Here is a 24744-nt window from a genome sequence, read left to right as displayed (position 1 = left end):
TTATCACCTGTTTCTCACACCTTAAAACGGTAGCCCACACCCCAGATTGTCTCGATATATTGGGGCTTGGCAGTGTTAAATTCAATTTTTTCTCTGATCTTCTTAATATGGACCGTAACGGTGGCAATATCTCCGATAGACTCCATATCCCAGATTTCTTTAAACAGCTCATCCTTGGTAAATACCCGGTTGGGATTCTGAGCCAGGAATGTGAGGAGGTCGAATTCCTTGGTAGTGAAATTTTTCTCTTCTCCGTTGACCCACACACGTCTTGCAGTCTTATCAATCTTCAGACCCCGGATTTCTATAATGTCATTCTCCTGGATGCCGGTTCCGATCAGTCTTTCATATCTGGCCAGATGAGCTTTTACTCTGGCCACCAGTTCACTGGGGCTGAAAGGTTTTGTCATGTAGTCATCTGCTCCCAGGCCCAGACCCCGGATCTTATCAATATCATCTTTCTTGGCAGATACCATGATGATCGGAGTGTTCTTCTGATTACGGATTTCCCGGCAGATTTCAAAGCCGTCTACCTCAGGAAGCATTAAGTCCAGGATAAACAGGTCAAAATCCTCTTCCAGAGCCCGTTTTAATCCCACATCGCCCCGATGTTCAATCTCCACTTCGAATCCGCTGAGCTCCAAATAGTCCTTTTCCAGATCCGCAATAGCTTCCTCATCCTCAATAATTAAAATCTTACTCATTTACTGGTACCTCCTGATATTTTCTAAGGACAAAATACATAACTGTCCCAATATTTTCTTTGCTGGTAGCCCAAACCTTTCCTCCGTGGTCTTCCATAATCTTTTTCACTATAGAAAGCCCTATGCCGCTTCCTCCCTGAGAAGAATTTCTGGATGCATCGGTACGGTAAAACCGGTCAAATATATTCGGCAGGTCTCTGGCTGCAATTCCCTTTCCATTATCCTCAAGCTCTACCTGAACAAAATCTCCTACATCCTTTACTCTCAGATTGATCCGCTTGGTTCTGCCTGGCGCCATATATTTCAGAGAATTGCTGACAATATTATTTACCACTCTTTTAATCTGCTCTGCATCTGCAATGACCATTACTTCCGGCTCTACATAGTTAGAGTAGGAAAAAGCCACGCCTTTGGCCTCCAGCTCCACGCTCAGATCTTCTGCACAGTCATCAAAAAAGTCTGTAACGGAAATTTTATTAAAGGTATAGGGAATCCTGTTGGTATCCATTTTGGAATAAAAGGTCAGTTCATTGATCAGGCGGTCCATGTCATTGGCTTTTGTATATATAGTCTTTATATACTTATCCTGCTTTTCCGGAGTGTTTGCCACTCCATCCATGATTCCTTCCACATAACCTTTTATGGCCGTTATCGGCGTTTTCAGGTCATGAGAGATATTGCTGATCAGCTCTTTGTTTTCCTTGTCAAAGGCGACCTTTTCCTCTGCATTTTCCTTCAGCCTCTGGCGCATATCTTCAAAGTCCTGACAGAGATCTGCAATCTCGCTGACTCCTTCCGTAGCTATGGAAAAATTCAGGTCCCCTGCTTTAATCTTCTGTGTAGCCATGCGCAGCTTATCCAGGGGAGTGATCACCCCTCTGTAAATCCACCAGGTTAGCCACAGGGCTGTAATGGCCAGAATGAGGATCACGGTAATGATCATAGTCTCGCCCAGCTGCTGGACCTGGGGAAGTGTCTCCAAAGCGTTAGAAACAATGTAGACATTTCCCTGTTCAATTTCATCTGTGGAAAAATTTATCTGCTTCACAAGAGACTGGACTTTATCTCCCAGATACATCCGGTCACTGATCCCTGCGTTATCTCCCTGATAGCTGTCATCCAGCTTTTCTATCAGGGCGCTGGGATAATCTTCGCAGCCATAATAAGTGACCCTGCCGTCCTCTCTTACTACCAGATAAGAATTACTTTCCGACATCTCCTTATTCAGAGAATCCAGGTACTGAATGTCTGTAAAACGCTCTGGGTCTGTATTGGCCGTCTCCTCTATGTTTTCCGCTGCTTTATTGGTAAGCCGTGCAATCATCTCCGCCGTATTAGCCAGCGTTTCATAAGTAGGATTCTCTATGCCATACTGTTTTTCAATAGCTCGGAACTGATAATGGCTGAAAAAGCAGAAAGCCAGCACTGTAAAGAGCAATGGCTCCAGCACAATAATAAAAAATGAAATGATAATCCTTGTTTTCAGTTTCATATATCAGCCTCTTTTACTGTTTCTCCTGATTCTTGTATTTTTTACATATGTGTTAATTATAGCATAATTTTTTTCTTTTTCCTCTAAATAATAAAGAACCAAATCTAAACTTTCTATAAAAATTCTTTGGAAATGTTTTGACTTTCTCGGGATTGGCCTCTAAAATGAAAACTAAACCTATGTACTACAAAAGAGGACGATTTATGTTTATAGATAAAGATCAATTGCTCAAAACTTTAAATAAGCTGTACCAGGAGCATAGTTCCTGCTGCATTTCTCTCTATTCCTATCCTGGTCAGGGGAAAAGCCGTCTGCTGGCAGAGTTTATGAAGGAAAAGACATGCCTGTATTTCAAAGCTTCCTGTGTTCCCTGGCAGGAAAATTTTTCCATGCTGAAAGAGCAGTGCAGCCGCAGCCTGGGTAAAAGTTTTTCTTCTTGTCAGAAAGCTTCTCAGCTTCTCAAAGCATTGAAAAAAGAGGCTTCCAAAGAACCCCTGACAGTTATCCTGGATGATTTCCAGTATCTCTCTGCTCAGAACCGAAGGTTTTTCAGTCAGCTTGCCGCCCTTGAGAAAGATTCTTCCGGATTATTTTTTATTTTATGTAAATCTTCTGCTCTCTGGGAGAAAGAATCACACAAAGATAGCCTCTGCCTTGGCCTCAGAAATTTTAATTTCTTTGAGACCCGGCAGCTCTATCCTCAGCTTTCTCCTAAGGACCAGCTTCTCCTGTACAGCATAACAGGAGGAAATCCCGGAATTCTGGAATATTTTTCCCAGGACCTCCCAGTCCAGGAAAGCCTGGAGCACCTGTACTTCCAGGAAAAAGGGATTTTGTACAGATGGGTTCCTCTTCTCCTTGGAAGATACTATGGAAATTCTCCATTCATCACAGGAATCCTGGCGGCCATAGGCGGCGCCCCCAGACATCTCCAGGAAATCTGTGATAAAACCGGGCTTACTCCCAGTGCTGCAGGCAGCCTTCTGGGTTCCCTGGAAAGTCACGGACTCACTGAGAAGCTTGTTCCTGTAACAGAGGATCTGTCCAGCAGACGGGCTCTATATCGGATTTCAAACAGTCCCTTCCGGTTCTGGTTTACTTTTGTCTATCCTTTTCAGGCAGAAATCGAAATGGGCAGAGGCAGGGAAGTCTTTCAAAAACAGGTTCTTCCCCATCTTTCTTCCTCCATGGAAAATGCCTTTGAGGATATCTGCAGGGAATTTCTCCGTCTGGAACAGAGCCGGGGACATGGCCCCTTCCCCATGGAGCATGTGGGAATGTGGTGGGGGCAGCATCCCACCAAGAAACGTACCGAATATATTTCCATTGCCGCTTCAGGAGAGAAGCAGATTCTTCTGGGGGCCTGTTTTCTTACTGAGGAATGGCTGGATGTTGACGCCTTATCCGTACTGCAAAAACAGGCAGGCCTTTTTCCTGAAAGAGAAAAATGGTACTATCTTTTTTCAACTTCAGATTTTGTGGCCGGATTTGAGGCAATATCAGGCAGTCATGTCCGCGCATTCAGTTTAGAGGAAATGTGCCGCATTATAGACAACTTATAATTTGCATTTCATAACTGTACATTAGCTTTTGTTGTATATTAGTTTGCATTTGCAAATATATAGTTTGTTTTTGCCAATTATTTCCAGTGCTATAGTGTAGCAAAAAGGAGATTGGCAATGACAGAAGATAAACGACTGAAACAGTTGAGAGAATTAGGATTGACTATTTCCTATTACCGGAAGCTGAAAGGCCTGACTCAGGGCCAGCTGGCTGCCCGGGTAGGTTTAAGCAGAACTCATATCAGCAATATAGAAGCGCCTAATATCAAGACGTCCATTTCTCTGGACAGTCTCCTGGATATTGCTGAAGTTCTTGGGATCCCGGTAAAAGATCTATTTGATTTCAAAGGTATCTAAAAAGGAGATGCCCCATTAACCGAAGTCGAAAATATTTATACATTTTATTGCTCAGTCTGCGCAGCTTTGAGCCTGTAGTCTCAAAGCTGCGCTCGGCAAATTCGCATAAAATGTATAAATATTTCTGATATGTGTTAACGGAGCATCTCCTTTTTATTTTTCAGTTTTTATTTTTCCAGATAAGCTTTCATAGCTTCTACTTTATCCAGTCTCTCCCATGGCAGGTCCAGATCGTTTCTTCCGAAATGTCCGTAAGCAGCTGTCTGTTTGTAGATAGGACGGCGCAGATCCAGCATCTTGATGATTCCTGCTGGTCTCAGGTCAAAGTTTTCACGGATGATCTCTACCAGACGGTTATCAGAAAGTTTTCCTGTACCGAAGGTATCCACCATAACAGAAGTGGGATGAGCAACGCCGATAGCATAGGACAGCTGGATTTCGCATTTCCTTGCCAGGCCTGCTGCTACCAGGTTCTTTGCAACATAGCGGGCTGCGTAAGCTGCGGAACGGTCTACCTTTGTGCAGTCTTTTCCGGAGAAAGCTCCGCCGCCGTGGCGGGCATATCCACCGTAAGTATCTACGATAATTTTACGTCCGGTGAGACCGCTGTCTCCGTGAGGGCCGCCAATAACAAAGCGTCCTGTAGGATTAATAAAGAACTTAGTTTTTTCATCTACCATCTCCTTTGGAAGAATAGGATCAAAAACATATTTCTTAATATCTTCATGAATCTGTTCCTGTGTCACTTCCGGATCATGCTGTGTAGAAAGGACCACTGCATCCAGACGCACGGGATGGTCATTTTCGTCATATTCTACTGTTACCTGAGTCTTTCCATCAGGTCTTAAATAGGTCAGAGTGCCGTCTTTCCGGACTTTTGTCAGCTGTCTTGCCAGCTTATGAGCCAGAGCAATGGGATAAGGCATATATTCTTCTGTCTCATCTGTAGCAAATCCAAACATCATCCCCTGATCTCCGGCACCAATGGCATCCAGCTCTTCTTCAGACATTTTATGCTCCTTGGCTTCCAGCGCCTTGTCCACGCCCAGGGCAATATCTGCAGACTGCTCGTCGATGGTAGTGATCACGCCGCAGGTATCTGCATCAAATCCGTATTTTGCTCTTGTGTAACCGATCTCTCGTACTGTATCCCGGACGATCTTAGGGATGTCCACATAGGCCTTGGTGGTGATTTCTCCCATGACCATAACCATTCCTGTGGTAGTAGCTGTCTCGCAGGCCACACGGCTCATAGGATCTTTTTCCATAAGAGCGTCTAAAATGGCGTCAGAAATGGCATCGCACATTTTATCTGGATGGCCTTCAGTAACAGATTCAGATGTAAATAATCTTTTTTCCATAATATTCCCCTTTCATTTGTCTTTCACCCATTCAGGTATTCGGATGTTTTTTCTGCATAGGAAAGGGCCCGCACAAGCGGACCCACATATGATACAATATGAATCCTCTTATTGTTCGATTAATTCGCTCAGGTTGGCACCTTCCGCAAAGCGGGGTTGCCGTGACTTCACAGTTCCTATGTAACTCCATCACTCTGAATAAGAGAAAAAATATCCTGTATTCAATTTTCGAATAATACATTAACGCTTTTTTCTTACTTCGTCAAGTACTATTTTCTAGCCAACACGAAATTGGAATTTCTTAATCTCTTTTTCGCTGGAAACTCTTTCAATCTCCGCGCCGAGACTTCTCAGTTTTTCCTCAAAACGTTCATATCCTCTCTGGATATATACAATATCATCTACTATGGTAATTCCTTCTGCCGCCAGACCTGCGATTACCAGAGCCGCCCCAGCCCGAAGATCGGGAGCGCTTACCTGGGCCCCTGTGAGTTTGGAAACACCGTTGACAATTGCCGTATTTCCCTCAACCTTAATGTCTGCACCCATTCTGGCAAGCTCGTCCACATATTTAAAACGATTTTCAAAAATACTCTCTGTAATAATACTTGTCCCCTCTGCCAGCGTCAAAGCTACTGCAAACTGGGGCTGCATATCCGTAGGATATCCCGGATATGGCATAGTTTTTACATTGGTTCTCTTCAGACGTTTATTGGCAACTACCCGGACAGCATCGTCAAACTCTTCTACCTGACATCCGATTTCCTCAAGCTTGGCGGTAGTTGCCTCCAGATGCTTAGGTATAACGTTTTTCACCATTACATCTCCCATGGTAGCTGCTGCGGCACACATAAATGTGCCTGCCTCAATCTGATCTGGAATAATAGAATAACTGGTGCCGTGAAGTTTTTCCACTCCTCTGATACGGATCACGTCTGTACCAGCACCTTTAATATTAGCGCCCATGCTGTTCAAAAAGTTAGCAACATCTACTACATGGGGTTCCTTTGCCGCATTTTCAATAGTCGTATTGCCGTTTGCCATGGCTGCAGCCATCATAATATTGATCGTCGCGCCTACAGAAACCATGTCCAGGAAAATATGTTTTCCTTTCAGCTCTTCTGCCTTTGCTACTACAGCGCCATGAATAATATCCACAGATGCCCCTAAAGCCCGGAATCCTTTCAGATGCTGGTCAATAGGACGGCTGCCGATATTACATCCTCCCGGAAGAGGAACCTCTGCATTTTTATATTTTCCCAGAAGGGCTCCCAGCAGATAATAGGATGCCCGGATCTTTTTGATATATTCATACTCAACAGTAATATTGCCGATGGTAGCGCCTACAATCTTTACCTCTGTAGGACTGATGCGCTCTACTGTAGCTCCGATTTCTCTGATAGCCTCCAGCAGTACATTAATATCCCGCACATCCGGCAGATTCTCAATATGCACAACCTCGTCTGTCATGATCGCTGCCGCCAGAATAGCAAGGGCCGCATTTTTCGCACCACCTATTTCGACTTCTCCCACTAAAGGATTACCGCCTTTGATAATATACTGTTCCATATACACACCTCTTATTTTGGCTTATGCCGTCTATATTAAAACGCTTGTCCTAAAAACAAGCTCTTATACTCCAATTCCCCTTGTAATACAATCTACCCATAATTACTTATCTTATCGTGATGATACCACGGATTGTTTCGCATTTTGGACCCTTGGTATCATTTTATGACTTAACCATAATATTATAACAGATAAACGCTTTTGTAAATAAAAATTAACATTTTAACGTTCCGCTTTTCCTGTCAGTATCCAGCTTCTTTCTGTAATCAATTCAGGATTTCCAATATTTTCTGCAAAGTTCCCTCTGCATTTGTTTTTTTCTCATCAATAATGTAATCTGCGTATTTTTCATAAAGAGGAACCCTCTCCTCGTATAAATCTTTCAGTGTCTGTCCTTCTTTCAGGACCACACCTCTTCCTATAAGGTTTCCCAGTCTCCTCCGCAGTATTGGATAATCCAGCTGCAGATAGATGACCGTACCGATTTCTTTCAGATGCTCCATAGCCTCCTGGCAGTAAACCACGCTCCCCCCTGTGGCAATTACCGACTTTTCTGTTTCAATAGAAGCATTTACCCTGTTTTCAATTTTCAGGAATCCCTCCTGGCCTTCCCTGGCGATAATTTCTTTCAGCAATTTTTTTTCTGCCTTCTGTATCAGTAAGTCTGAATCAATAAAGGAATATCCCAGCACTTTGGCCAGAATCACTCCCACTGTGCTTTTTCCTGAGCCGGGCATACCTATCAGTACTATGTTATCTTTCATTTTTTCTGTTTTTTCTTTCTCCTTTTTTTAATGCTGTATCCAAAGGTTCCCAGCTGTTTTCCCAATCCATAATATTCCCCGTGGGAATATACAATAGGACGGGCTGCCGCCAGGTCAAACTTTCCTTTTTCGTCCATATAGTCTTTGTCCACATGGACAGCCAGTACATCTGCAGTAAAAACCCAATGGCTTCCGTAGTCTTTCCCTTCACGGACTCTGCACTCTATAGATACAGGTGACTCTTTTATCATAGGCGCTCCTACATGGGCTGCAGCCTCTCTGGTCAGTCCTGTCTCCAGAAATTTGTCCACATCTCTTCCCGATTTTACTCCGCAGTAGTCTGTGGCATAAGCCAGCTTTTCTGTGGTGAGATTTATGACAAATTCTCCCGTATCCCGGATCATCTTCCAGGTATGGCGCTCTGGTCTTATGGAAATAGATACCATGGGAGGATTGGTGCACACCGTACCGGCCCAGGCTACCGTAATAATGTTATCATGGCCCTCATCGTCTGCTGCCGTAACCATTACCACCGGCAGAGGGTAGAGCATGTTCCCAGGCTTCCATTCTATTTTGCTCATTCTGTCTTCTCCTCTCAGCTGTTATTCTGCTGCAGGGTTCCAATAAAGGCCGGAATCAGCTGTTTTTTCCTGGAAACCACTCCAGGAAGCAGATATCCTCCTTCCTTTTCCTGTACCTCAAAAGAGTCTTCTACCAGTTTTCCGCTGCCATCTCCATAACAGATAATTTCTGATGATTCTTCCAAAATATTTGTAAGCATAAAAAACACCATGGAAATGCCATTCTTTCCACATTCATGTTTCATCATAGGAAGAAGTCTCTTCTTCAGGTCTTTCAGCTCCTCTGCATTCATGGAACTTATCTGTCCCACTCCAAAGTTCACCTTATCCGAAGTAAAACGCTTGAAATCCTGATAAAAAATAACCTCTATGGTCTTTCCTTTCAGATTGCTGCCTGCAGTAAACATTTCCTTTGCAAACTCTTCTATATTAATTCCTGCAATTAAGGCCAGGGCCCCTGCCGCCATCTTGTCTGATAATGTGCAGGTAGGAGAACGGAACATCAGCGTATCTGAAATGATCGCTGCGCAGAGAAGTCCCGCGATCTTGGGATCAATTTCCAAAGCTTTTTCCGCATACATTTGATAGAGTATGGTTGCCGTACACCCTACAGGCTGGTTGCGGAACACGATGGGCTGAAGTGTCTCCAGAGAGCCCAGTCTGTGATGGTCTATGATCTCCAGAATTTCCGCAGAATCAATATTGTCCACCGCCTGGGTCTTTTCATTATGGTCTACCAGTATCAGCTGTTTCTTCTTCATTCCAAGAAGATTTCTCCTGGACACCGTACCAATATACTTTCCGTGTTTATTTACTACAGGGAAAGCTCTGTGGCGGTTCTTAACCATGATATCTTTTATGTTATCTGTATAGTCATCTGTCTGGAAAGTAATCAGATTATCCTTTTTCATAATGTGCTTTACAGGAATACTCTGATTGATCAGTCTTGCCACACTGAAAGTATCCAGAGCAGACTGTATGATCACGCACTGATTCTTCTCTGCCGCCTCCCGGATATCCTGAGTCACTTCCGTATGATTGCAGACAATGATACAGCTTACATTCTGCTCTATGGCGCAGAGATGGTCCTCATGCCGGTCTCCAAGTATTACCAGATCATCTTCCTCCAGAAATTCCCCCAGTTTATCCGGATGAGCGGCACCGATGACTACCTTTCCTCTGACAAAATATCCATGAGGATTTCCTGTAACAACTGTTCCCTCCACCGTATTGGCTATACTCCTGAACTGGGTTCTGGCATTAGACAAGAAATAATTATCATGGGCATCCATGTAGGATTTTGCTATATCACCAGTAGTGATCAGTCCCTCCAGCTTCCCGTCTTCCTTAGTAATAGGCAAAGTAACTGCGCTGGTCTGCTTCATGATGGCCCAGGCATCCTTTATGGAAATTCCGCTGTCCACTCCCGGAGTCTCCCGGATCTCCATATCCTTCACCTGAGTTCCCACATCAGACAGATACCCCGGCGCTTCCACGCCAAACCTTTTCAGCACATACTCTGTCTCCTCATTTATCTGGCCCGCTCTCTTGGCTGCATACTTATTTCCCTTATTCAAACGGTTCTTCAGATCCGCATAAGCGATAGCAGAACAAATAGAATCCGTATCCGGATTCTTATGTCCGATAATATATATTTTTCTCTGCTTTGCCATTCCTAAATTCCTTTCCGACCATAGATTTTCACTTCTTTTTTTATACTATCACACTTCTAATTTCCTGGCAATTATGTTATGATACTAGGGGCGAAAGCTCAGGCATTTCATGCTTGCATGAATATGCCTGAATTTGAGCCCCGTCAAAACATGAGCATGGAAACCGGCAGGTTGGAATGCGAATGTTTTTCTGAATTGCGGGAGCCTGCAGGGCGGAGCAATTCAGGTAGTATCATTAAATTTCAAAGGTCAGGCTTTATCTGCTTGCAGAATAAAGCCTGAGGTTGGAACCCGCCTAAAACATGAGCATGGAAACCGATAGGTTGGAATGCGAATGTTTTCTGAATTGCGGGAGCCTGCAGGGCGGAGCAATTCAGGGGGGATATCATTTCCCAGGTTCAGGCATTTCATGCTTGCATGAATATGCCTGAATTTATAAAGCAGTAATTTAAGGAGGAGCAACATATGTCAGAAGAAACTAAGAAACAGGAAACCATGGATGATTATATGAATGAGATCAACGCATCTTTTTCTAATTTCCGGGATGATGATATGCTGATCTGGGACAAGCTGGCCCAGATGCAGGAAGATAAAACTGATTTTGAAGTTACCGTAGAAGGTATCGTAAAGGGCGGAGTTATTGCCTATGTAGAAGGAATCCGGGCTTTTATCCCCGTATCCCAGCTCGCCCTTCATTATGTAGAAAATCCAGAAGATTACTTAAAGAAGACCCTCACTGTAAGAGTAACAGAAGTAGATGAGCAGGAAAACCGTCTTATCCTCTCTGCAAAAGAAGTTCTGAGGGATAAAGCTCAGGCAGAAAAGCTTGAGAAAATCCAGAACATTAAGGTTGGAACCATTGTAGAAGGTACGGTAGAGTCCCTTCAGACTTACGGAGCTTTTATTGACCTGGGCAACGGCATTTCCGGACTGGTACATATCTCTCAAATATCAGAAAAACGGATCAAATCTCCCAAAGCTGTTCTGTCTGTAGGAGACCCTGTGAAAGCAAAAGTAATTAAAAACGAAGATGGAAAAATCAGCCTGAGCATGAAAGCTTTAGCTGAACCTCAGGAAGAAAAAACAGAAGAGCCTGATTTTGAGCTGCCAAAGAGCGAAGAAATCTCCACCTCCTTAGGTTCTCTTCTGAAAAACCTGAAGATCGACGGCTGACAGGAGACCACGCTGTGAAAAAAATTTTAAACCGAATTTTCATTGAAGGACTCAGCGGCATGGCCTACGGCCTTTTTGCCACTTTGATCATTGGCACCATTATACAGCAGATCGGCAATCTCATCGGAGGAAACTGGGGAACTCTTATCTACCAGTTCGGAAAATTTGCCGCTGCTATGACCGGTGCCGGAATTGGTGCAGGAGTGGCCTGCCGCTTTAAAGAAGGCCCTCTGGTTGTTCTCTCTGCCATTACTGCAGGTATGGTAGGGGCCTTCGCCGGAAATATTTCTTCCGGAGCAGTTTTTACGGAAGAGGGGGCACTTCTTCTTTCCGGCCCAGGAGAACCTCTTGGAGCCTTTATTGCTGCCTATGTCGCCATTGAACTTTCCAGGCTTATAGCCGGGAAAACAAAACTGGATATTATCCTGGCTCCCCTGGCAGGTATATTGGGGGGTGCTTTCGTTGGAATATTAGTAGGTCCTCCTATCAGCCGGCTGATGACTCAGCTGGGAGCCATGATCAACTGGGGAACAGAGCAGCAGCCTTTCCTTATGGGGATCGTTGTATCCGTGCTTATGGGAATGATCCTGACTCTGCCCATCAGCTCTGCCGCCCTGGGAGTTATTCTGAATCTCTCCGGTCTGGCTGCCGGAGCCGCTACTATCGGCTGCTGCTGCAACATGGTAGGCTTTGCTGTTGCAAGCTACAGAGAAAACGGCCTTTCCGGACTGCTGGCTCAGGGAATCGGCACTTCTATGCTGCAGGTTCCTAATATCATGCGTCATCCACTGATCTGGCTTCCTGCAATTATTTCCAGTGGGATCCTGGGCCCTGTAGGCACCATGCTGGCAGGAATGACCAACAATGCCACCGGTTCCGGAATGGGTACTGCCGGTTTTGTGGGCCAGATTATGACATGGCAGACTATGACTGTGTCAGAAGATCCTGTAATTGTACTGATAAAAATCGTCCTTCTCCATTTTCTCCTGCCTGGCATCCTTTCTCTCATTATTTCCGAAAAAATGCGAAAAATGGGACTGATAAAACCAGGCCATATGAAGTTGGACATGTGACAAACACTTCCATATAAATGTTTATAGTTTTGACTCTTCGCCGCTTTTCTGCTATACTTGATAAAAGCGGCGACTTTTTTTGTCTAAAGGAGGTGAAACAGGATTGGATAACTTCTCAACGCTGAAATTTTATGAGGATGTAGACAGCTGGGAAACTCTTATGTTCCTTTATAATGCCGCCTTAAAGGAGATCAACACCAAGATTGAAATACTTAATGATGAATTCCAGCATGTTCACCATTACACTCCTATAGAACATATTAAATCCAGGATCAAGACACCGGAAAGCATTGTTAAAAAGCTGAAAAAGAATGGATACGAAGTCAACGTAAAAAACATGGTAAAACATGTCCGGGACATTGCCGGAGTCCGTATAATCTGTTCTTTTACTTCGGACATTTATCTGATTGCAGATATGCTCACCAAGCAGGGGGATCTGAAGATCATTTCTCTGAAAGATTATATAAAGCATCCCAAGGACAGTGGCTACCAGAGCTATCATATGCTGGTATCTGTTCCCATTTATCTTTCCGGAGGATTTGTAGATACTATGGTAGAAATTCAGATCCGGACAGTAGCACAGGACTTCTGGGCCAGCCTGGAACATAAAATTTATTACAAATTTGAGGGCCATGCACCTGATTACATCAGTCGGGAACTCCAGGAATGTTCAAAGATCGTGGAAAAACTGGATGCCAGGATGCTCTCTTTAAATAAGACAATTCAGGAATTCAACGCAAAGACATCTGGGGATGCGCTTCCCTCTGATGCCTGAATTTTAAAAAAGGGCTATCGGTCAATGCCGATTTTGTCTCTCTGATGAATAAGGAAGAGACTATTCCATAAAACTCTGAATCTCTATGGAATAGTCTCTTCCTCTCTGTACACTTTATTTTGGATACAAAGCCCCTTTGTCTGGAGTTTATTCCGAAAACGCAGCATATCTACCATATTTTTCGGCTAAAGGTACAAGCAGCTTTAAAATCTCAGGCTTCACATTAGGCGCTACCGAACATGCAGAGCTTAAGATATATCCGCCTCCGCACATACCGTCTCTGATCAAATCCCGCACATATTCCTCCAGACTCTCCGGCGTTGCCTGAAGCAGTACGTTGACAGAGTCCATATTTCCCTTTAAAAAGAGTTTGTCCCCCACTCGTGCCTTGGCATCTTTTAATTCTGTATTGCCAAGAGGCGGCGGATCCATGCACTCAATTCCATCAATGCCGCTTGAAGCCATTAGTTCCAGCCGATCACTGATAAATCCGCAAGTATGGGTATATACCGGGATTTGCGGAGCATATGTATGAATCTGGCGCACTACTTCTCTCTCAAAGGGAACCACAAAACGTTTGTAAAACTGTGGAGAGATAAAACTCCCTCCTGCAAAAGGGGAAGATATCTTCATGGTATCCACGCCCACATCAATTTGTGCCTTTGCAAAAGCCACACACTGATTCACATAACGTTCTAGAATAGATTCACACTTTTCCCCGTCCGTAATCATAGCCATCAGAGCGTTTTCCAGGCCCAGAAGCACACATAAACAGTCAAAAGGAGAGACAATCTCCCCGTGTACTGAAAAACTCTCCCGCTTTCCTTCCGCTACTGCCAGCTTGTGAAGCTCCATAGCATCGGAATAGTCAAGCCGCAAAGGTATATTATCTGGCTCAATATCCTCGATGTCCATAAGTTTCTCTTCCTTGCCAGGATCATGGATAAGCGTAAGTTGGTCGTTTCGGTTCTCATACACACGTCCATCCGGAAGGATATAACGTTCCCCATTCACAGTATTCTCTGCCTTCGTCTGTTCATAAATTTCACGCCAGTTGTCCTCGAAACATACATTTAAAAGAATACCATCAAAATCTAAATCTTTACGTGTCTTAAAAAAGGCCCTGGCTGCACTCTCTGCATTGAAATACATATCGAAGGGTGCTTCACCGCCGTTTTTTGCCATATATCCCTGACTCAGCTGGCACATAACCGGCACACGATCAGGCTCCTTGTGGGCCATCGCCAAATGAATTCTCTCATAGTGTGTCATTTTTAGATTACTCCTTTCATAGCAGCATTGACACAGCTTTCTATATGGCTTCAAATAAAGTTCCCGAACAATCCCTATAAGGCTAACCAAACAATGGCCTCATAAGGCTCCAGCTCTCTATTCTTCAGTTCCTTTTCTCCAGGATAATTCGTAATGAGCAGTTCTGTTTTCTTCCCCTTCCATTCCTCCGGCATCGTAAACTTTGCCCTCTCTTCAGAAAAATTCAGAACAACCAGCATCTGTTTTTCTTCGAAATTTCTTTCATATATATAAAGCTGCTCGTTTTCCGGTTCGTATTCTTGAAAGTCTTCATATATAGCAACTTCGTTTTCTTTTCTCATTTTTATAAGACGCTGCATATAATGCAAAATAGAATCCTTATCTGTCAAAGCCTCTTTCACATTTATTTCTTTATAATTAGGGTTTACCTTCAGCCAAGGAGTTCCGGTGGTAAATCCTGCGTTTTCAGTATCATCCCACTGCATAGGTGTTCTGGCATTATCTCTGGCTCTGTAGCGTATACCATCCAGCAATTTGTCAGGATCAGCGTTTCCGTTTATAACGCGCTCTCTCCAGCAGTTATGGATTTCCACATCATCGTAGTCCTCAATGGAGTCAAAGGCAACATTGGTCATTCCAATCTCTTCGCCCTGATAAATGTAAGGAGTCCCCTGCATGGTCATAAGCATAGTATAGAGCATTTTCTGGCTTTCCTTGCGGTATTTGCCATCATTTCCTCTTCTTGAAACGGTTCTTGGCTGGTCATGATTTGTCCAATACAGACTATTCCAGGCTTTCCCATTCATCTGATTCTGCCATTTACTTAAAACTGCTTTCAGTTCTGGCAGAGGAACCTTCCGATATGCCCAGCGCTCGCCATCCAGAGTATCCAGATTATCATGTTCAAACTGAAAGACCATATTTAACTCATGCCCATCATTCCCTGCATATTTCAGAGCCTCTTCTCTGACTGACCCATGGTCTCTTTTCTATGGTGCAGAAAGCTTTTTCATACCATTTCCTCTGCTCTTCAAGAGCAGTCTCTCCTTCTACCTCCCAGTCATCTGCCGGATAATAGCCGCTGGAGCAAATTACATCCACACAGTCCCACCCGCTTTACATTATGTTCCTGATGCTTATCTATAATGTGATTCCCATGATGTAATTCATAATTCACTGCCATTCGTCCGGATTACGTCTCTATACCAGTATGCTGAATCCTTCAGTATACGTTCCTGGGTGTCAAAGTCCACGTAGACGAGACCGAACCGTTCTGCATATCCTTTCTCCCACTCAAAATTATCCATAAGTGACCACTGAAAATACCCTTTCAGATCAATCTCTTTCGCCGCTCTTTTCAGCTGTCCCAGATATCGTGCCAAAAAGTCAATCCTGTTTGGGTCATGGACCTTTCCATCCAGGGATATTGTGTCATGGCACGCCATGCCGTTCTCGGTGATATAAATAGGCTTTTGATATCTCTCATACAAAAATTTCGGACCCCAGTACAGGCACTCAGGGGTCACCGGCCAGTTGGCTGCTGTCTTAGCATATCCGGGTATGCGGTCCACTTCCTCCGGTTTTCCATCTGCTCCCATACGAAACGCTCTTCCATTGTAGATGTTCTGCCCATACATATCAATAGGCTCGGAGATAAGCCTCATATCCTCCTCTGTAATCTTGGGCAGATATTTCTCATATCTGATCAGGCCCTCTTCCGGATAATGACCCAGAAGAACAGGATCTGACCACCATGCCACATTCCATGTCCAGTTCTAATCCTCCTCAGGCATGGAGAAATACTTTTGCCTGGCCGCTTCAATATCCTCCGGGCGGTCTGAAGCCGGATAAATAATTCCGCTGGTAGGCGCATAACCGATTATCAGCGGCTGCTTTGCATACTGCCTCAGCATCTGTACAGCCCTTCCATGGGCACGGAGAGCATTATGAGCCATCTCAAAGGTATCCCGCATGGAGCACTTAAGCCCCGGTGCATGTACCCCCTGACAGAAATCCCAGCCCTACGAAGCACTGCGGCTCATTCAGCGTAAAGAAATGGGTCACTCTGTCACTGAAACACTCTGCTATGAGACGTGCATATTCTCCAAACCACTCTGCAATATCCCGGTTCATCCAGCCGCCTTTTTTATACAGTTCATATGGCAGTTCCCAGTGATACAGTGTTATATAGGGCTCAATCCTGTTTTCTAAAAGAGTGTCGATTAGATTGCTGTAAAACTGTACCCCTTCTTCATTTACTCTCCCTGTTCCTTCCGGCAGAACCCGAGACCAATCTATGGAAAACCGGTATGCTTTCAGTCCCATCTCTTTCATGATTCCCACATCTTCCTGAAAGCGGTGATAATGGTCACAGGCAATATCTCCCGTATGCCCGCAGTAGACCTTACCCGGCTCTTTTGTATACACATCCCAGATATGAAGCCCCTTTCCGGTACTATCGACGCCGCCCTCAATCTGATAGGCGCTGGTAGCAGCGCCCCATATAAAATCTTTAGAAAATCCCTTATACAAATCTCCTTATACTTGATAAATTTATCTATAATTTTTGTCTTACTACATATCACTTTGGCAAAAACTACTCTGCCATTCCTTCCACAGCTTTTGTCAAATCATCCAGTTTCTTCTGTGCATCTGCATTGTCTGTTCCCTTCACGCTTTTTTCACAACGCCTACGCTTTCTCCCGGCTCTACCATACTATCCACGGTAACCGTTTCTCCATCTATCCCTATACCAGGAAATTCAATTCTGTTGATCAGCTTGTTTCCTGCCTGGATCCCTATAGAAACCGTATCCTGGCGGATAGTGGTAAGCCTTGGTCTTACAATCCCTGCAATACTGATCCCGTCATAACCGGCAATAGAAATGTCTTCAGGAACCCTGACTCCCATCTCCTGCATCACGCCCAGCCCGCTGATGGCCGCCAGGTCATCGGGATAAAGGATACAGGTAGGGCGATTGGGCAGGGCCAGCACTGCCTTGGTCAGAGCATTGGCCCTCTCCACATCTCTGTAAGGACAGGTATACACATATTCTTTCGGAACCTGAAGATGATGCTCATTCATAAAATCCAGATACGCAGATAATCGTCCTCTTGTCACTTCGCTGTTTTTCCCATGAATATATGCGATTTTCCGATGTCCTCTGTCAAAGACAAACTGCATCAGTCTGCGCATATCTCCATATTGATTAGACGCAATATTCACATGTTTCTTTAACGTATGGTCAATAACCACCACAGGTATATTGGATGAAAGAAGCTCATCCAGCTCCTTCTGATGAAAGTCTGCGCAGACCACAAGCACCCCGTCATACTTCATATATTGACATTGTTTCATATAGGAAAACCGGCTGGGTGAATTGCTGGTATTTAAAAAAGTGATCACATATCCTCTTTCTTCCACCGTATCCTTAAAACTGTTCAGTATCTTGGCGAAATGCTCATGGGTCAAACCCTGTCCTGCTTCTTCCGCAAGGATCACGCCAATATTTCTGGTATACTGATTTTTCAGGGCAGAGGCCATATAGTTTGGGACATAATTCATCTCCCTGGCAACCCTGCGGATTTCTTCTTTCTTTGCGCTGCTTACGTCAGCCCTGTCGTTCATCGCCTTACTGACTGTGGAAACAGAAACATTACAAGCTTTTGCAATATCTTTCAGTGATACGCTCTCTCCCATATATCTGTCTCCACCTCCTTATTCACTGACAACTTCTCCACTTTTACTAAATCGTTTTCCTGCATCAGATTTTAGATATCCTCCTTGATTTTCGCAATGGCATTTCGTAAATTCAAGTTTTTTCATACAGTTAAACAATAATATAACATTTTTATCATGGATATGGCACTGTTTTCTGGTGTTTTTTTCAAAAACTCCTGTTTATTTTTCTTTTCTCTTACGAAAACATTTCGCAATTTTGTTTTCGAGCCCTGATAAATTATATTCATTTTTCTTACTTTTGCCTTGTATTTCCCTGTTCCTTTTGTTATAATCGTCTTGCAGTTTAATGACTGATAGGTTTTATACATAGTGACTGATTATTTTCTGCCATTATTTCTAAATCGTTTTCGAAATTTATTTGATAAGATAATCAGGAGGATTTTCACTATGAAATACGGATTTTTTGATGACGCTTCTATGGAATATGTAATTGAGCGCCCGGATACTCCCCTGCCGTGGATCAACTATCTGGGAACCAATAGCTTTTTCCGTCTTATTTCCAATACCGGCGGCGGCTACTGCTTCTATAAGGATGCAAAACTTCTGCGTATCACCCGTTATCGGTACAACAATGTTCCCTATGATAACAATGGCCATTATTTTTATATTAAAGAGGGAGATTCTGTCTGGAATCCTGGCTGGCAGCCCACAAAGACCCCTCTGGACTTTTATGAATGCCGTCACGGCCTTGGCTACAGCCGCTTCACTGGAGAGAAAAACGGTCTTAAAGCCCAGGCGCTGTGCTTTGTTCCTACAGAGGATCCCTGCCAGATCCAGAAGGTTACCCTGACCAACCGTTCTTCTGAAAAGAAAAATTTCCAGCTTTTCTCCTATGTAGAATGGTGTCTCTGGAATGCAGACGACGACTCCAGAAACTTCCAGCGGAACTTAAGCACCGGAGAAGTGGAGATTGAAGGTTCTGCCATCTACCATAAAACAGAATACAGAGAACGCCGGAATCACTATGCTTTCTACAGTGTCAATGCTCCTGTAAGCCATTTCGACACCAGCAGAGACGCATTCCTGGGCGTTTACCAGGGACCGGAAGCTCCCAAAGCCGTTCTGGCAGGAGAACTGACAGATTCTGTAGCCAGCGGCTGGTATCCCATCGCTGCCCATCAGCTGGACCTTTGTCTGGAACCGGGAGAAAGGAAAACCTTCATTTTTGTCCTGGGCTACGCAGAAAATCCTCAGGAAGAAAAATGGGAAGCTCCAAATGTTGTAAATAAAGCCAAAGCCAGAAAGCTTCTGGAAAAATATGGAGACGAAAAGACTGTAGATCAGGCCTTTGAAGAACTGTGCCGTTATTGGAAAGAGCTCTTATCCAATTTCCAGGCAGCATCTTCTGATGATAAAGTAAACCGCATGGTGAATATCTGGAACCAGTATCAATGTATGGTAACCTTTAATATGTCCCGGTCTGCTTCTTATTATGAATCAGGTATCGGCAGAGGCATGGGATTCCGTGATTCCTGTCAGGACCTTCTGGGATTTCTCCATCTTATTCCAGAACGGGCAAGAGACCGTATCATTGACATTGCTTCCACACAGTTCCCAGACGGCAGCGCTTACCACCAGTATCAGCCCCTGACCAAAAAGGGAAATTCCGATATCGGAAGCGGATTCAACGACGATCCTCTGTGGCTTATCGCTGCAGTAAACGCCTATATCCGTGAAACCGGAGATCTTTCGATTCTGGAAGAACAGGTGCCTTTTGACAACGATATGTCCACAGCAGTTCCCCTTATGGAACACCTGAAACGTTCCTTTGATTTTATCGCTGCCCATAAAGGACCTCACGGCCTTCCTCTTATCGGAAGAGCAGACTGGAACGACTGTCTGAACCTGAATTGCTATTCTGAACATCCGGGAGAATCTTTCCAGACCTTTGGTCCCAGCGAAGGACCTGTGGCAGAATCTGTATTTATCGCCGGCATGTTTGTAAAATACGGAAGAGAATATGCAGATTTATGTAAACTTATCAGCATGGATAAAGAAGCAGACTACGCTCTTGAAGAAGTAGACAAAGTCTACCAGGCAATCTTGAAAGACGGCTGGGATGGAAAATGGTTCCTTCGGGCCTATGACGCAAATTCTGACAAGGTAGGCTCTCATGAATGTGAAGAAGGAAAAATCTACATTGAACCTCAGGGATTCCTTCCTCTCTCAGGCGTAGGCATCGAAGAAGGGCTTGCAGTCCAGGCCCTTGACTCTGTAAAAGAAATACTGGATACAAAATACGGCATTACAATCCTGCAGCCTCCTTATACCCGTTATTATCTGAACCTGGGAGAAATTTCCTCCTATCCGCCGGGATATAAGGAAAACGGAGGTATTTTCTGCCATAACAATCCATGGGTTTCCATTTCAGAAGCCATTGTAGGCAGAGGAGAAAGAGCCTTTGAAGTCTACCAGAAGATCTGCCCGGCCTTCTTAGAAGAAATCAGTGAAGTTCATCGTACAGAGCCTTACGTATACTCTCAGATGGTGGCAGGCAAGGATGCTCCTAATTTCGGAGAAGCCAAGAACAGCTGGCTTACCGGTACGGCAGCCTGGACCTTTGTAAATATTTCCCAATATATCCTGGGAATCCAGCCCACTCTTCAGGGACTGAAAGTAGATCCATGTGTTCCAGGTGATTTCGGGGATTTCACCGTAACCAGAAAATACAGAGGCGTAACCTATCACATCCAGGTATCAAATCCTGACCATGTGGAAAAAGGCGTGGCTTCCATGACCGTAGACGGTACTGCGGTAAAGGGTAATCTGATTCCCTTCTCTAAAGAAAAAGATCAGGTAGAAGTAAAAGTAATCATGGGATAATCTATAAAGCTTTATATATCAGGAGGTAAAAGAACATGATCAAGCAAATTCTGGATACAGGCTGGCGCCTCAGGAGAGCAGACTCTCAAGAATCTTTCCCTACATCCATTCCTACCAGTGTCTATACTGTTCTGGCCGAAAATAATAAAATCCCGGAACCTTACTGGAAGGGAAACGAAGAGCTTGTCCGAGACGAGATCAATCATGACTTTATTTACAGCTGTACTTTCGATGCTGCTCCCGGACTTCTGGACCAGGAGCAGGCCCTCCTCCGCTTTGAGGGCATCGATACCATGGCTGATATTTACTTAAACGGCATTTTGCTGGGTCATGCTTTCAATATGCACCGGACCTGGGAATTCCCTGTAGTCGGCATCTTAAAATCTGAAGGGAATATCCTGGAAGCAGTGCTCCACTCCCCCCTTGAGGCCGCCGCAAAGGCCTTTGCAGAATGTCCTACCCGAGGCAGCGAAGACGCCTGGGAAGGATTCAGCCATATCCGAAAAGCCCATTATATGTATGGCTGGGATTGGGGCGCTCATCTCCCTGATGCAGGAATTTTCCGCAGCGTCGCCCTGCTGGGGATTTCCAAAGCCCGGATTGACTCTGTATACGTAACCCAGGAGCACAAAGACGGAAAAGTGACTCTTCATTTTGCGCCTTCTTTTTACAGTGCCAGAGAGTGGAAAAAGGAGCAGGCCTTCCAAGAGCTGTGCGGCACAGAAGAAGGGGCCTTCTATGGTTATCAGGTAACTGTAACTGCCCCTGACGGAGCTTCCTTTACTCTGGAAAACAACCCGGAATCTGCCCTGATTTCGGAGCCGGAACTCTGGTGGCCCAACGGCCTGGGAGACCAGCCCCTGTACCAGGTAACCCTTGACCTGCTGTATAAAGGAGAAGTACTGGATACCTGGAACCGGAGAATCGGTCTTCGGACTATGACCATGTGTGTAGAAAAAGACCAGTGGGGAGAATCTTTTGCCCACATGGTAAATGGCGTAAAATACTTTGCCATGGGCGGAGATTACATTCCTGAAGAACACCTTCTTGGAAGGCTCAGCTCCCAGAAGCGCCGCCGGCTCCTGGAGGATGCCAGACTGGCCAACTTCAACAGTATCCGTGTATGGGGCGGCGGCTACTATCCCGACGACGAATTCTTTGACCTTTGCGATGAGCTGGGCCTGGTAGTCTGGGAAGACTTTATGTTTGCCTGCTCCGTTTATGAGCTTACAGCCAAATTTGAAGAAAATATCACTCGGGAATTTATAGACAATATCAAACGCCTCCGCCATCATGCCAGTCTGGGCCTGTGGTGCGGCAATAATGAAATGGAGTCCTTTGTCAAAGACGGACTGTGGGTTTCTAAACCATCTGAGGTCCGGGATTATCTTTTCATGTTTGAGCGCATCATCCCCAAAGTTCTCCAGAAATACGACCCGGAAACCTTTTACTGGCCCTCCAGCCCTTCTTCAGGGGGCTCCTTCGACGATCCCCAGGACCCCAACCGGGGAGACGTGCATTTCTGGCAGGTATGGCACGGAAACAAACCGTTCTCCGAATATAGAAAGTACGGTTTCCGCTATCTTTCTGAGTTCGGATTCCAGGCCTTCCCTTCGGTCAAAACAGTGGAGGAGGGAATCAGCGATGATCCTCAGGACTGGAACATCTTCTCCTATGTAATGGAAAAGCATCAGAGAAATGACGCTGCCAACGGAAAAATCCTGTATTACCTCCAGCAGACCTACAAGTACCCTTACGATTTTTCCTCCCTGGTATATGCCTCTCAGCTTCTTCAGGCAGACGGCATCCGCTATGGAGTAGAGCACTTCCGGAGAAACCGGGGACAGTGTATGGGTGCAGTTTACTGGCAGTTAAATGACTGCTGGCCCGTAACTTCCTGGTCTTCTATCGACTACTGCGGACGGTGGAAGGCTCTTCACTACTATGCAAAGCGGTTCTTTGCTCCGGTAATGATCTCCTGTGAAGAGCAGAACTGGATGACTGCTTCTGCAGATATGAACCACCAGCATTTTGCCTTTGAAAAGTCTATCCGCTTAAATGTGGCAAATGAGACAAAAGAGGAAAAACATCTCACAGTAAAATGGGCTCTGAGAAAAGCCGACGCATCTGTGATACGGGAAGAATCCCAGGAAATCACCGTAGCTCCCCTCTCTGCCTGTTGGCTGGATAAAGTGCTCCTTCCAGAAGCCGATTTGTTTGAGGAATATGTAAGCTATCATGTAGAAGAAAATGGAAATATTCTTTCTTCCGGGACCGTCATCTTCTCCTACCCTAAATATTTCCACTATGTAGACCCTCAGCTTCAGGTTCAGGTAGATGGAGATGAACTGGTAGTAAAAGCTTCTTCCTATGCAAAAAGCGTGGAGATTCTCAATGAAAAGGAGGATCTTGTTCTGGAAGACAACTATTTTGATATGAACGGCGGAGAACGAAGAGTAAAAATTTTAAGAGGAGAGCCTGTAGGCCTCCGAGTCCGCAGCGTATACGATATCGGACGTTAAGAGTATAAAAGCGATGTTCCGAGAGGTCCATAGGCTTCTCGGAACATTAAGATTTTCAGAGAGGAAGGGATGGAGAAATGTCAGCAGTAAGTGATTTTATTCGGAAAAGTTTTAAAGAAGGAGATGATATCCGGGACGCCGGATTGACAACCCCTGAAGATGTGATTCGGTATGACGATATTCTCTATGGTTCTGACCCCAAATGGCAGGTACTGGACGTTTACCGGCCAAAGGACAGAGCCGGGGAAAAGCTCCCTGTCATTGTCAGTGTCCACGGCGGCGGCTGGGTATATGGAGATAAGGAGCGATATCAGTATTACTGCATGAGCCTGGCCCAAAGAGGATTTGCAGTTGTAAACTTCACCTACCGCCTCGCACCGGAGTTTAAATATCCGGCTCCTTTAGAAGACACAAACCTGGCCTTCTCCTGGGTATTTGCCCATCAGGAAGAATATGATTTTGATACCCGTCATATTTTTGGAGTAGGAGATTCTGCAGGAGGAAATATCCTTGGCCTCTACTGTGCAATATGCACCAACAAAGAATATGCCCGGAAATACAGTTTCCAGACTCCCCAGGGCTTCGCTCCTCAGGCGGTGGCCCTCAACTGCGGCGCCTATGTGGTAGACGCAGAGCAGATCTCTCCAAATGAACAGACCCTGGCGCTGATGGCTGACTACCTTCCTCAGAAGGGTACCAAAGAAGAGCTGGAACTTCTCAACGTGGTTTCCCATGTAACAGAAGACTTCCCTCCAGTCTTTCTTATGACAGCCACAGGGGATTTCTTAAAAGAGCCCACACTCCTGATGGCCTCTGCCCTGACCCGGTGCAGCGTGCCCTTTCAGTATCACTTTTATGGAAATAAAGACAACCTCCTTCCTCATGTATTTCACTGCAATATGAAATCAGAAGATGCAAAGAAATGCAATGACGAAGAGTGCGCGTTCTTTCTGAGTTTCTGCTGAACAGAAAAATTGGAAAAGCCAAAGTTCTAAGATCGTATAAAAAAGAAAATCCCCTCGGAGGCCTCTTGCTGGTATAAATAAGCAGAGATCCTGGGGGGATTCTTTTAAACTGTCGGCGATATAGGGGATTCCTTTCTCTTGACTACATTACTACCGCTCATATCTTGATTTTCTTATTCTGGGCCACAGGGACATGGGCCTTTCTACCGCCTAGGGACCGATTTCCTTATTCTGGGCCGCAGGGATACAGGCTTTTCTACCTCCCAGGGCCCGATTTCCTCATTCTGGGCCGCAGGGACACCTACTTTTCTACCGCCCAGGTCTCGATTTCCTCATT

Annotated in this window: 21 protein-coding genes, 1 pseudogene and 1 riboswitch; of the genes and pseudogenes, 8 read left to right on the top strand and 14 right to left on the bottom strand. The window is 44.9% G+C overall.

The genetic code is table 11. From position 1 onward, the window contains the following. Nucleotides 1-14: 14 nt before the first annotated feature. The gene (locus B5G33_RS02325; RefSeq protein WP_087270234.1) at nucleotides 15-704 is read right to left on the bottom strand and encodes a response regulator transcription factor; all 690 of its coding nucleotides are present in this window, start codon (nucleotides 702-704) and stop codon (nucleotides 15-17) included. Then, the gene (locus B5G33_RS02320) at nucleotides 697-2196 is read right to left on the bottom strand and encodes a sensor histidine kinase (RefSeq protein ID WP_087416609.1); all 1500 of its coding nucleotides are present in this window, start codon (nucleotides 2194-2196) and stop codon (nucleotides 697-699) included. Before B5G33_RS02320 ends, B5G33_RS02325 begins: the two co-directional genes overlap by 8 nt. A gap of 203 nt (nucleotides 2197-2399) precedes the next feature. Here B5G33_RS02320 and B5G33_RS02315 point away from each other — a divergent pair, with 203 nt between their 5' ends. Both B5G33_RS02315 and B5G33_RS02310 read left to right on the top strand, forming a co-directional pair. Further along, nucleotides 2400-3758, top strand: coding sequence for an ATP-binding protein (locus tag B5G33_RS02315; RefSeq protein ID WP_087270228.1), 1359 nt, complete (start codon nucleotides 2400-2402; stop codon nucleotides 3756-3758). Between the two features lie 117 nt (nucleotides 3759-3875). After that, the gene (locus B5G33_RS02310; RefSeq protein WP_087270226.1) at nucleotides 3876-4115 is read left to right on the top strand and encodes a helix-turn-helix domain-containing protein; all 240 of its coding nucleotides are present in this window, start codon (nucleotides 3876-3878) and stop codon (nucleotides 4113-4115) included. A gap of 167 nt (nucleotides 4116-4282) precedes the next feature. Here B5G33_RS02310 and metK read toward each other — a convergent pair whose 3' ends face one another. The 5 genes from metK to B5G33_RS02285 all read right to left on the bottom strand — a co-directional run bounded on the left by metK (nucleotide 4283) and on the right by B5G33_RS02285 (nucleotide 10063). Further along, nucleotides 4283-5476 (bottom strand): methionine adenosyltransferase, encoded by a 1194-nt coding sequence (gene metK, locus B5G33_RS02305; protein ID WP_087270223.1) that lies wholly within the window; start codon nucleotides 5474-5476, stop codon nucleotides 4283-4285. 105 nt (nucleotides 5477-5581) lie between these two features. Then, nucleotides 5582-5681: riboswitch (SAM riboswitch) on the bottom strand. Between the two features lie 71 nt (nucleotides 5682-5752). Continuing rightward, nucleotides 5753-7045 (bottom strand): UDP-N-acetylglucosamine 1-carboxyvinyltransferase, encoded by a 1293-nt coding sequence (locus B5G33_RS02300; protein ID WP_087270220.1) that lies wholly within the window; start codon nucleotides 7043-7045, stop codon nucleotides 5753-5755. A gap of 266 nt (nucleotides 7046-7311) precedes the next feature. Next, entirely contained in the window at nucleotides 7312-7809 is a 498-nt protein-coding gene (locus B5G33_RS02295; RefSeq protein WP_087270217.1) for a shikimate kinase, read from the bottom strand. Next, nucleotides 7806-8390, bottom strand: a complete 585-nt coding sequence (locus B5G33_RS02290) for a flavin reductase family protein (protein ID WP_087270214.1) — start codon at nucleotides 8388-8390, stop codon at nucleotides 7806-7808. Before B5G33_RS02290 ends, B5G33_RS02295 begins: the two co-directional genes overlap by 4 nt. A gap of 14 nt (nucleotides 8391-8404) precedes the next feature. Next, nucleotides 8405-10063 (bottom strand): putative manganese-dependent inorganic diphosphatase, encoded by a 1659-nt coding sequence (locus B5G33_RS02285; protein ID WP_087270212.1) that lies wholly within the window; start codon nucleotides 10061-10063, stop codon nucleotides 8405-8407. A 465-nt stretch (nucleotides 10064-10528) separates the two neighbouring features. Here B5G33_RS02285 and B5G33_RS02280 point away from each other — a divergent pair, with 465 nt between their 5' ends. The 3 genes from B5G33_RS02280 (at nucleotide 10529) to B5G33_RS02270 (ending at nucleotide 13084) form a co-directional block, all read left to right on the top strand. Further along, nucleotides 10529-11236, top strand: coding sequence for a S1 RNA-binding domain-containing protein (locus B5G33_RS02280; protein WP_087416608.1), 708 nt, complete (start codon nucleotides 10529-10531; stop codon nucleotides 11234-11236). A gap of 14 nt (nucleotides 11237-11250) precedes the next feature. Next, nucleotides 11251-12309 carry a PTS transporter subunit IIC gene (locus tag B5G33_RS02275; RefSeq protein ID WP_242974443.1) on the top strand — a complete coding sequence of 353 codons (1059 nt, stop codon included), beginning with the start codon at nucleotides 11251-11253 and terminating at the stop codon, nucleotides 12307-12309. A gap of 160 nt (nucleotides 12310-12469) precedes the next feature. Then, a complete protein-coding gene (locus tag B5G33_RS02270) occupies nucleotides 12470-13084 on the top strand; it encodes a GTP pyrophosphokinase (protein ID WP_087270570.1) in 615 nt (204 codons plus the stop codon). Nucleotides 13085-13231: 147 nt separating this feature from the next. Here B5G33_RS02270 and B5G33_RS02265 read toward each other — a convergent pair whose 3' ends face one another. From B5G33_RS02265 to B5G33_RS21555, 7 genes and pseudogenes are all read right to left on the bottom strand, one after another. Continuing rightward, the gene (locus tag B5G33_RS02265; RefSeq protein WP_087270206.1) at nucleotides 13232-14356 is read right to left on the bottom strand and encodes a uroporphyrinogen decarboxylase family protein; all 1125 of its coding nucleotides are present in this window, start codon (nucleotides 14354-14356) and stop codon (nucleotides 13232-13234) included. A 74-nt stretch (nucleotides 14357-14430) separates the two neighbouring features. Next, nucleotides 14431-15276, bottom strand: coding sequence for an alpha-amylase family glycosyl hydrolase (locus B5G33_RS02260; protein ID WP_242974441.1), 846 nt, complete (start codon nucleotides 15274-15276; stop codon nucleotides 14431-14433). A gap of 16 nt (nucleotides 15277-15292) precedes the next feature. Continuing rightward, nucleotides 15293-15457 carry a hypothetical protein gene (locus tag B5G33_RS21560; RefSeq protein ID WP_191385605.1) on the bottom strand — a complete coding sequence of 55 codons (165 nt, stop codon included), beginning with the start codon at nucleotides 15455-15457 and terminating at the stop codon, nucleotides 15293-15295. Nucleotides 15458-15522: 65 nt separating this feature from the next. Next, nucleotides 15523-16311, bottom strand: a pseudogene (locus B5G33_RS22295) (glycoside hydrolase family 1 protein). 25 nt (nucleotides 16312-16336) lie between these two features. Further along, nucleotides 16337-16888: a glycoside hydrolase family 1 protein gene (locus tag B5G33_RS22290; protein WP_330396620.1), complete on the bottom strand. Its 552-nt coding sequence runs from the start codon at nucleotides 16886-16888 to the stop codon at nucleotides 16337-16339. A 138-nt stretch (nucleotides 16889-17026) separates the two neighbouring features. After that, nucleotides 17027-18055, bottom strand: a complete 1029-nt coding sequence (locus tag B5G33_RS02250) for a LacI family DNA-binding transcriptional regulator (protein WP_087416607.1) — start codon at nucleotides 18053-18055, stop codon at nucleotides 17027-17029. A gap of 122 nt (nucleotides 18056-18177) precedes the next feature. Then, the gene (locus B5G33_RS21555; RefSeq protein WP_087416606.1) at nucleotides 18178-18405 is read right to left on the bottom strand and encodes a hypothetical protein; all 228 of its coding nucleotides are present in this window, start codon (nucleotides 18403-18405) and stop codon (nucleotides 18178-18180) included. 79 nt (nucleotides 18406-18484) lie between these two features. On the opposite strand from B5G33_RS21555, the gene B5G33_RS02240 reads away from it, so the two are divergent. From B5G33_RS02240 to B5G33_RS02230, 3 genes are all read left to right on the top strand, one after another. Next, entirely contained in the window at nucleotides 18485-20920 is a 2436-nt protein-coding gene (locus B5G33_RS02240) for a GH36-type glycosyl hydrolase domain-containing protein (RefSeq protein WP_087416605.1), read from the top strand. 35 nt (nucleotides 20921-20955) lie between these two features. Beyond that, nucleotides 20956-23442: a beta-mannosidase gene (locus B5G33_RS02235; RefSeq protein ID WP_087416604.1), complete on the top strand. Its 2487-nt coding sequence runs from the start codon at nucleotides 20956-20958 to the stop codon at nucleotides 23440-23442. Between the two features lie 77 nt (nucleotides 23443-23519). After that, complete coding sequence (locus tag B5G33_RS02230; protein WP_087416603.1) at nucleotides 23520-24407, top strand: alpha/beta hydrolase; 888 nt, start codon at nucleotides 23520-23522, stop codon at nucleotides 24405-24407. Nucleotides 24408-24744: the final 337 nt, after the last annotated feature.

The sequence above is a fragment of the Blautia sp. An81 genome (assembly GCF_002161285.1).
GTDB lineage: Bacteria > Bacillota > Clostridia > Lachnospirales > Lachnospiraceae > Blautia > Blautia ornithocaccae.
This window is presented reverse-complemented; position numbering and strand designations above follow the sequence as displayed.

Bases quoted from the DNA above. Each gene is read 5' to 3' on its own strand.
- B5G33_RS02325 (WP_087270234.1), bottom strand. From the start codon at position 704: ATGAGTAAGATTTTAATTATTGAGGATGAGGAAGCTATTGCGGATCTG.
- B5G33_RS02320 (WP_087416609.1), bottom strand. From the start codon at position 2,196: ATGAAACTGAAAACAAGGATTATCATTTCATTTTTTATTATTGTGCTG.
- B5G33_RS02315 (WP_087270228.1), top strand. From the start codon at position 2,400: ATGTTTATAGATAAAGATCAATTGCTCAAAACTTTAAATAAGCTGTAC.
- B5G33_RS02310 (WP_087270226.1), top strand. From the start codon at position 3,876: ATGACAGAAGATAAACGACTGAAACAGTTGAGAGAATTAGGATTGACT.
- metK (WP_087270223.1), bottom strand. From the start codon at position 5,476: ATGGAAAAAAGATTATTTACATCTGAATCTGTTACTGAAGGCCATCCA.
- B5G33_RS02300 (WP_087270220.1), bottom strand. From the start codon at position 7,045: ATGGAACAGTATATTATCAAAGGCGGTAATCCTTTAGTGGGAGAAGTC.
- B5G33_RS02295 (WP_087270217.1), bottom strand. From the start codon at position 7,809: ATGAAAGATAACATAGTACTGATAGGTATGCCCGGCTCAGGAAAAAGC.
- B5G33_RS02290 (WP_087270214.1), bottom strand. From the start codon at position 8,390: ATGAGCAAAATAGAATGGAAGCCTGGGAACATGCTCTACCCTCTGCCG.
- B5G33_RS02285 (WP_087270212.1), bottom strand. From the start codon at position 10,063: ATGGCAAAGCAGAGAAAAATATATATTATCGGACATAAGAATCCGGAT.
- B5G33_RS02280 (WP_087416608.1), top strand. From the start codon at position 10,529: ATGTCAGAAGAAACTAAGAAACAGGAAACCATGGATGATTATATGAAT.
- B5G33_RS02270 (WP_087270570.1), top strand. From the start codon at position 12,470: ATGTTCCTTTATAATGCCGCCTTAAAGGAGATCAACACCAAGATTGAA.
- B5G33_RS02265 (WP_087270206.1), bottom strand. From the start codon at position 14,356: ATGACACACTATGAGAGAATTCATTTGGCGATGGCCCACAAGGAGCCT.
- B5G33_RS02260 (WP_242974441.1), bottom strand. From the start codon at position 15,276: ATGGTCTTTCAGTTTGAACATGATAATCTGGATACTCTGGATGGCGAG.
- B5G33_RS02250 (WP_087416607.1), bottom strand. From the start codon at position 18,055: ATGGGAGAGAGCGTATCACTGAAAGATATTGCAAAAGCTTGTAATGTT.
- B5G33_RS21555 (WP_087416606.1), bottom strand. From the start codon at position 18,405: ATGTATAAAACCTATCAGTCATTAAACTGCAAGACGATTATAACAAAA.
- B5G33_RS02240 (WP_087416605.1), top strand. From the start codon at position 18,485: ATGAAATACGGATTTTTTGATGACGCTTCTATGGAATATGTAATTGAG.
- B5G33_RS02235 (WP_087416604.1), top strand. From the start codon at position 20,956: ATGATCAAGCAAATTCTGGATACAGGCTGGCGCCTCAGGAGAGCAGAC.
- B5G33_RS02230 (WP_087416603.1), top strand. From the start codon at position 23,520: ATGTCAGCAGTAAGTGATTTTATTCGGAAAAGTTTTAAAGAAGGAGAT.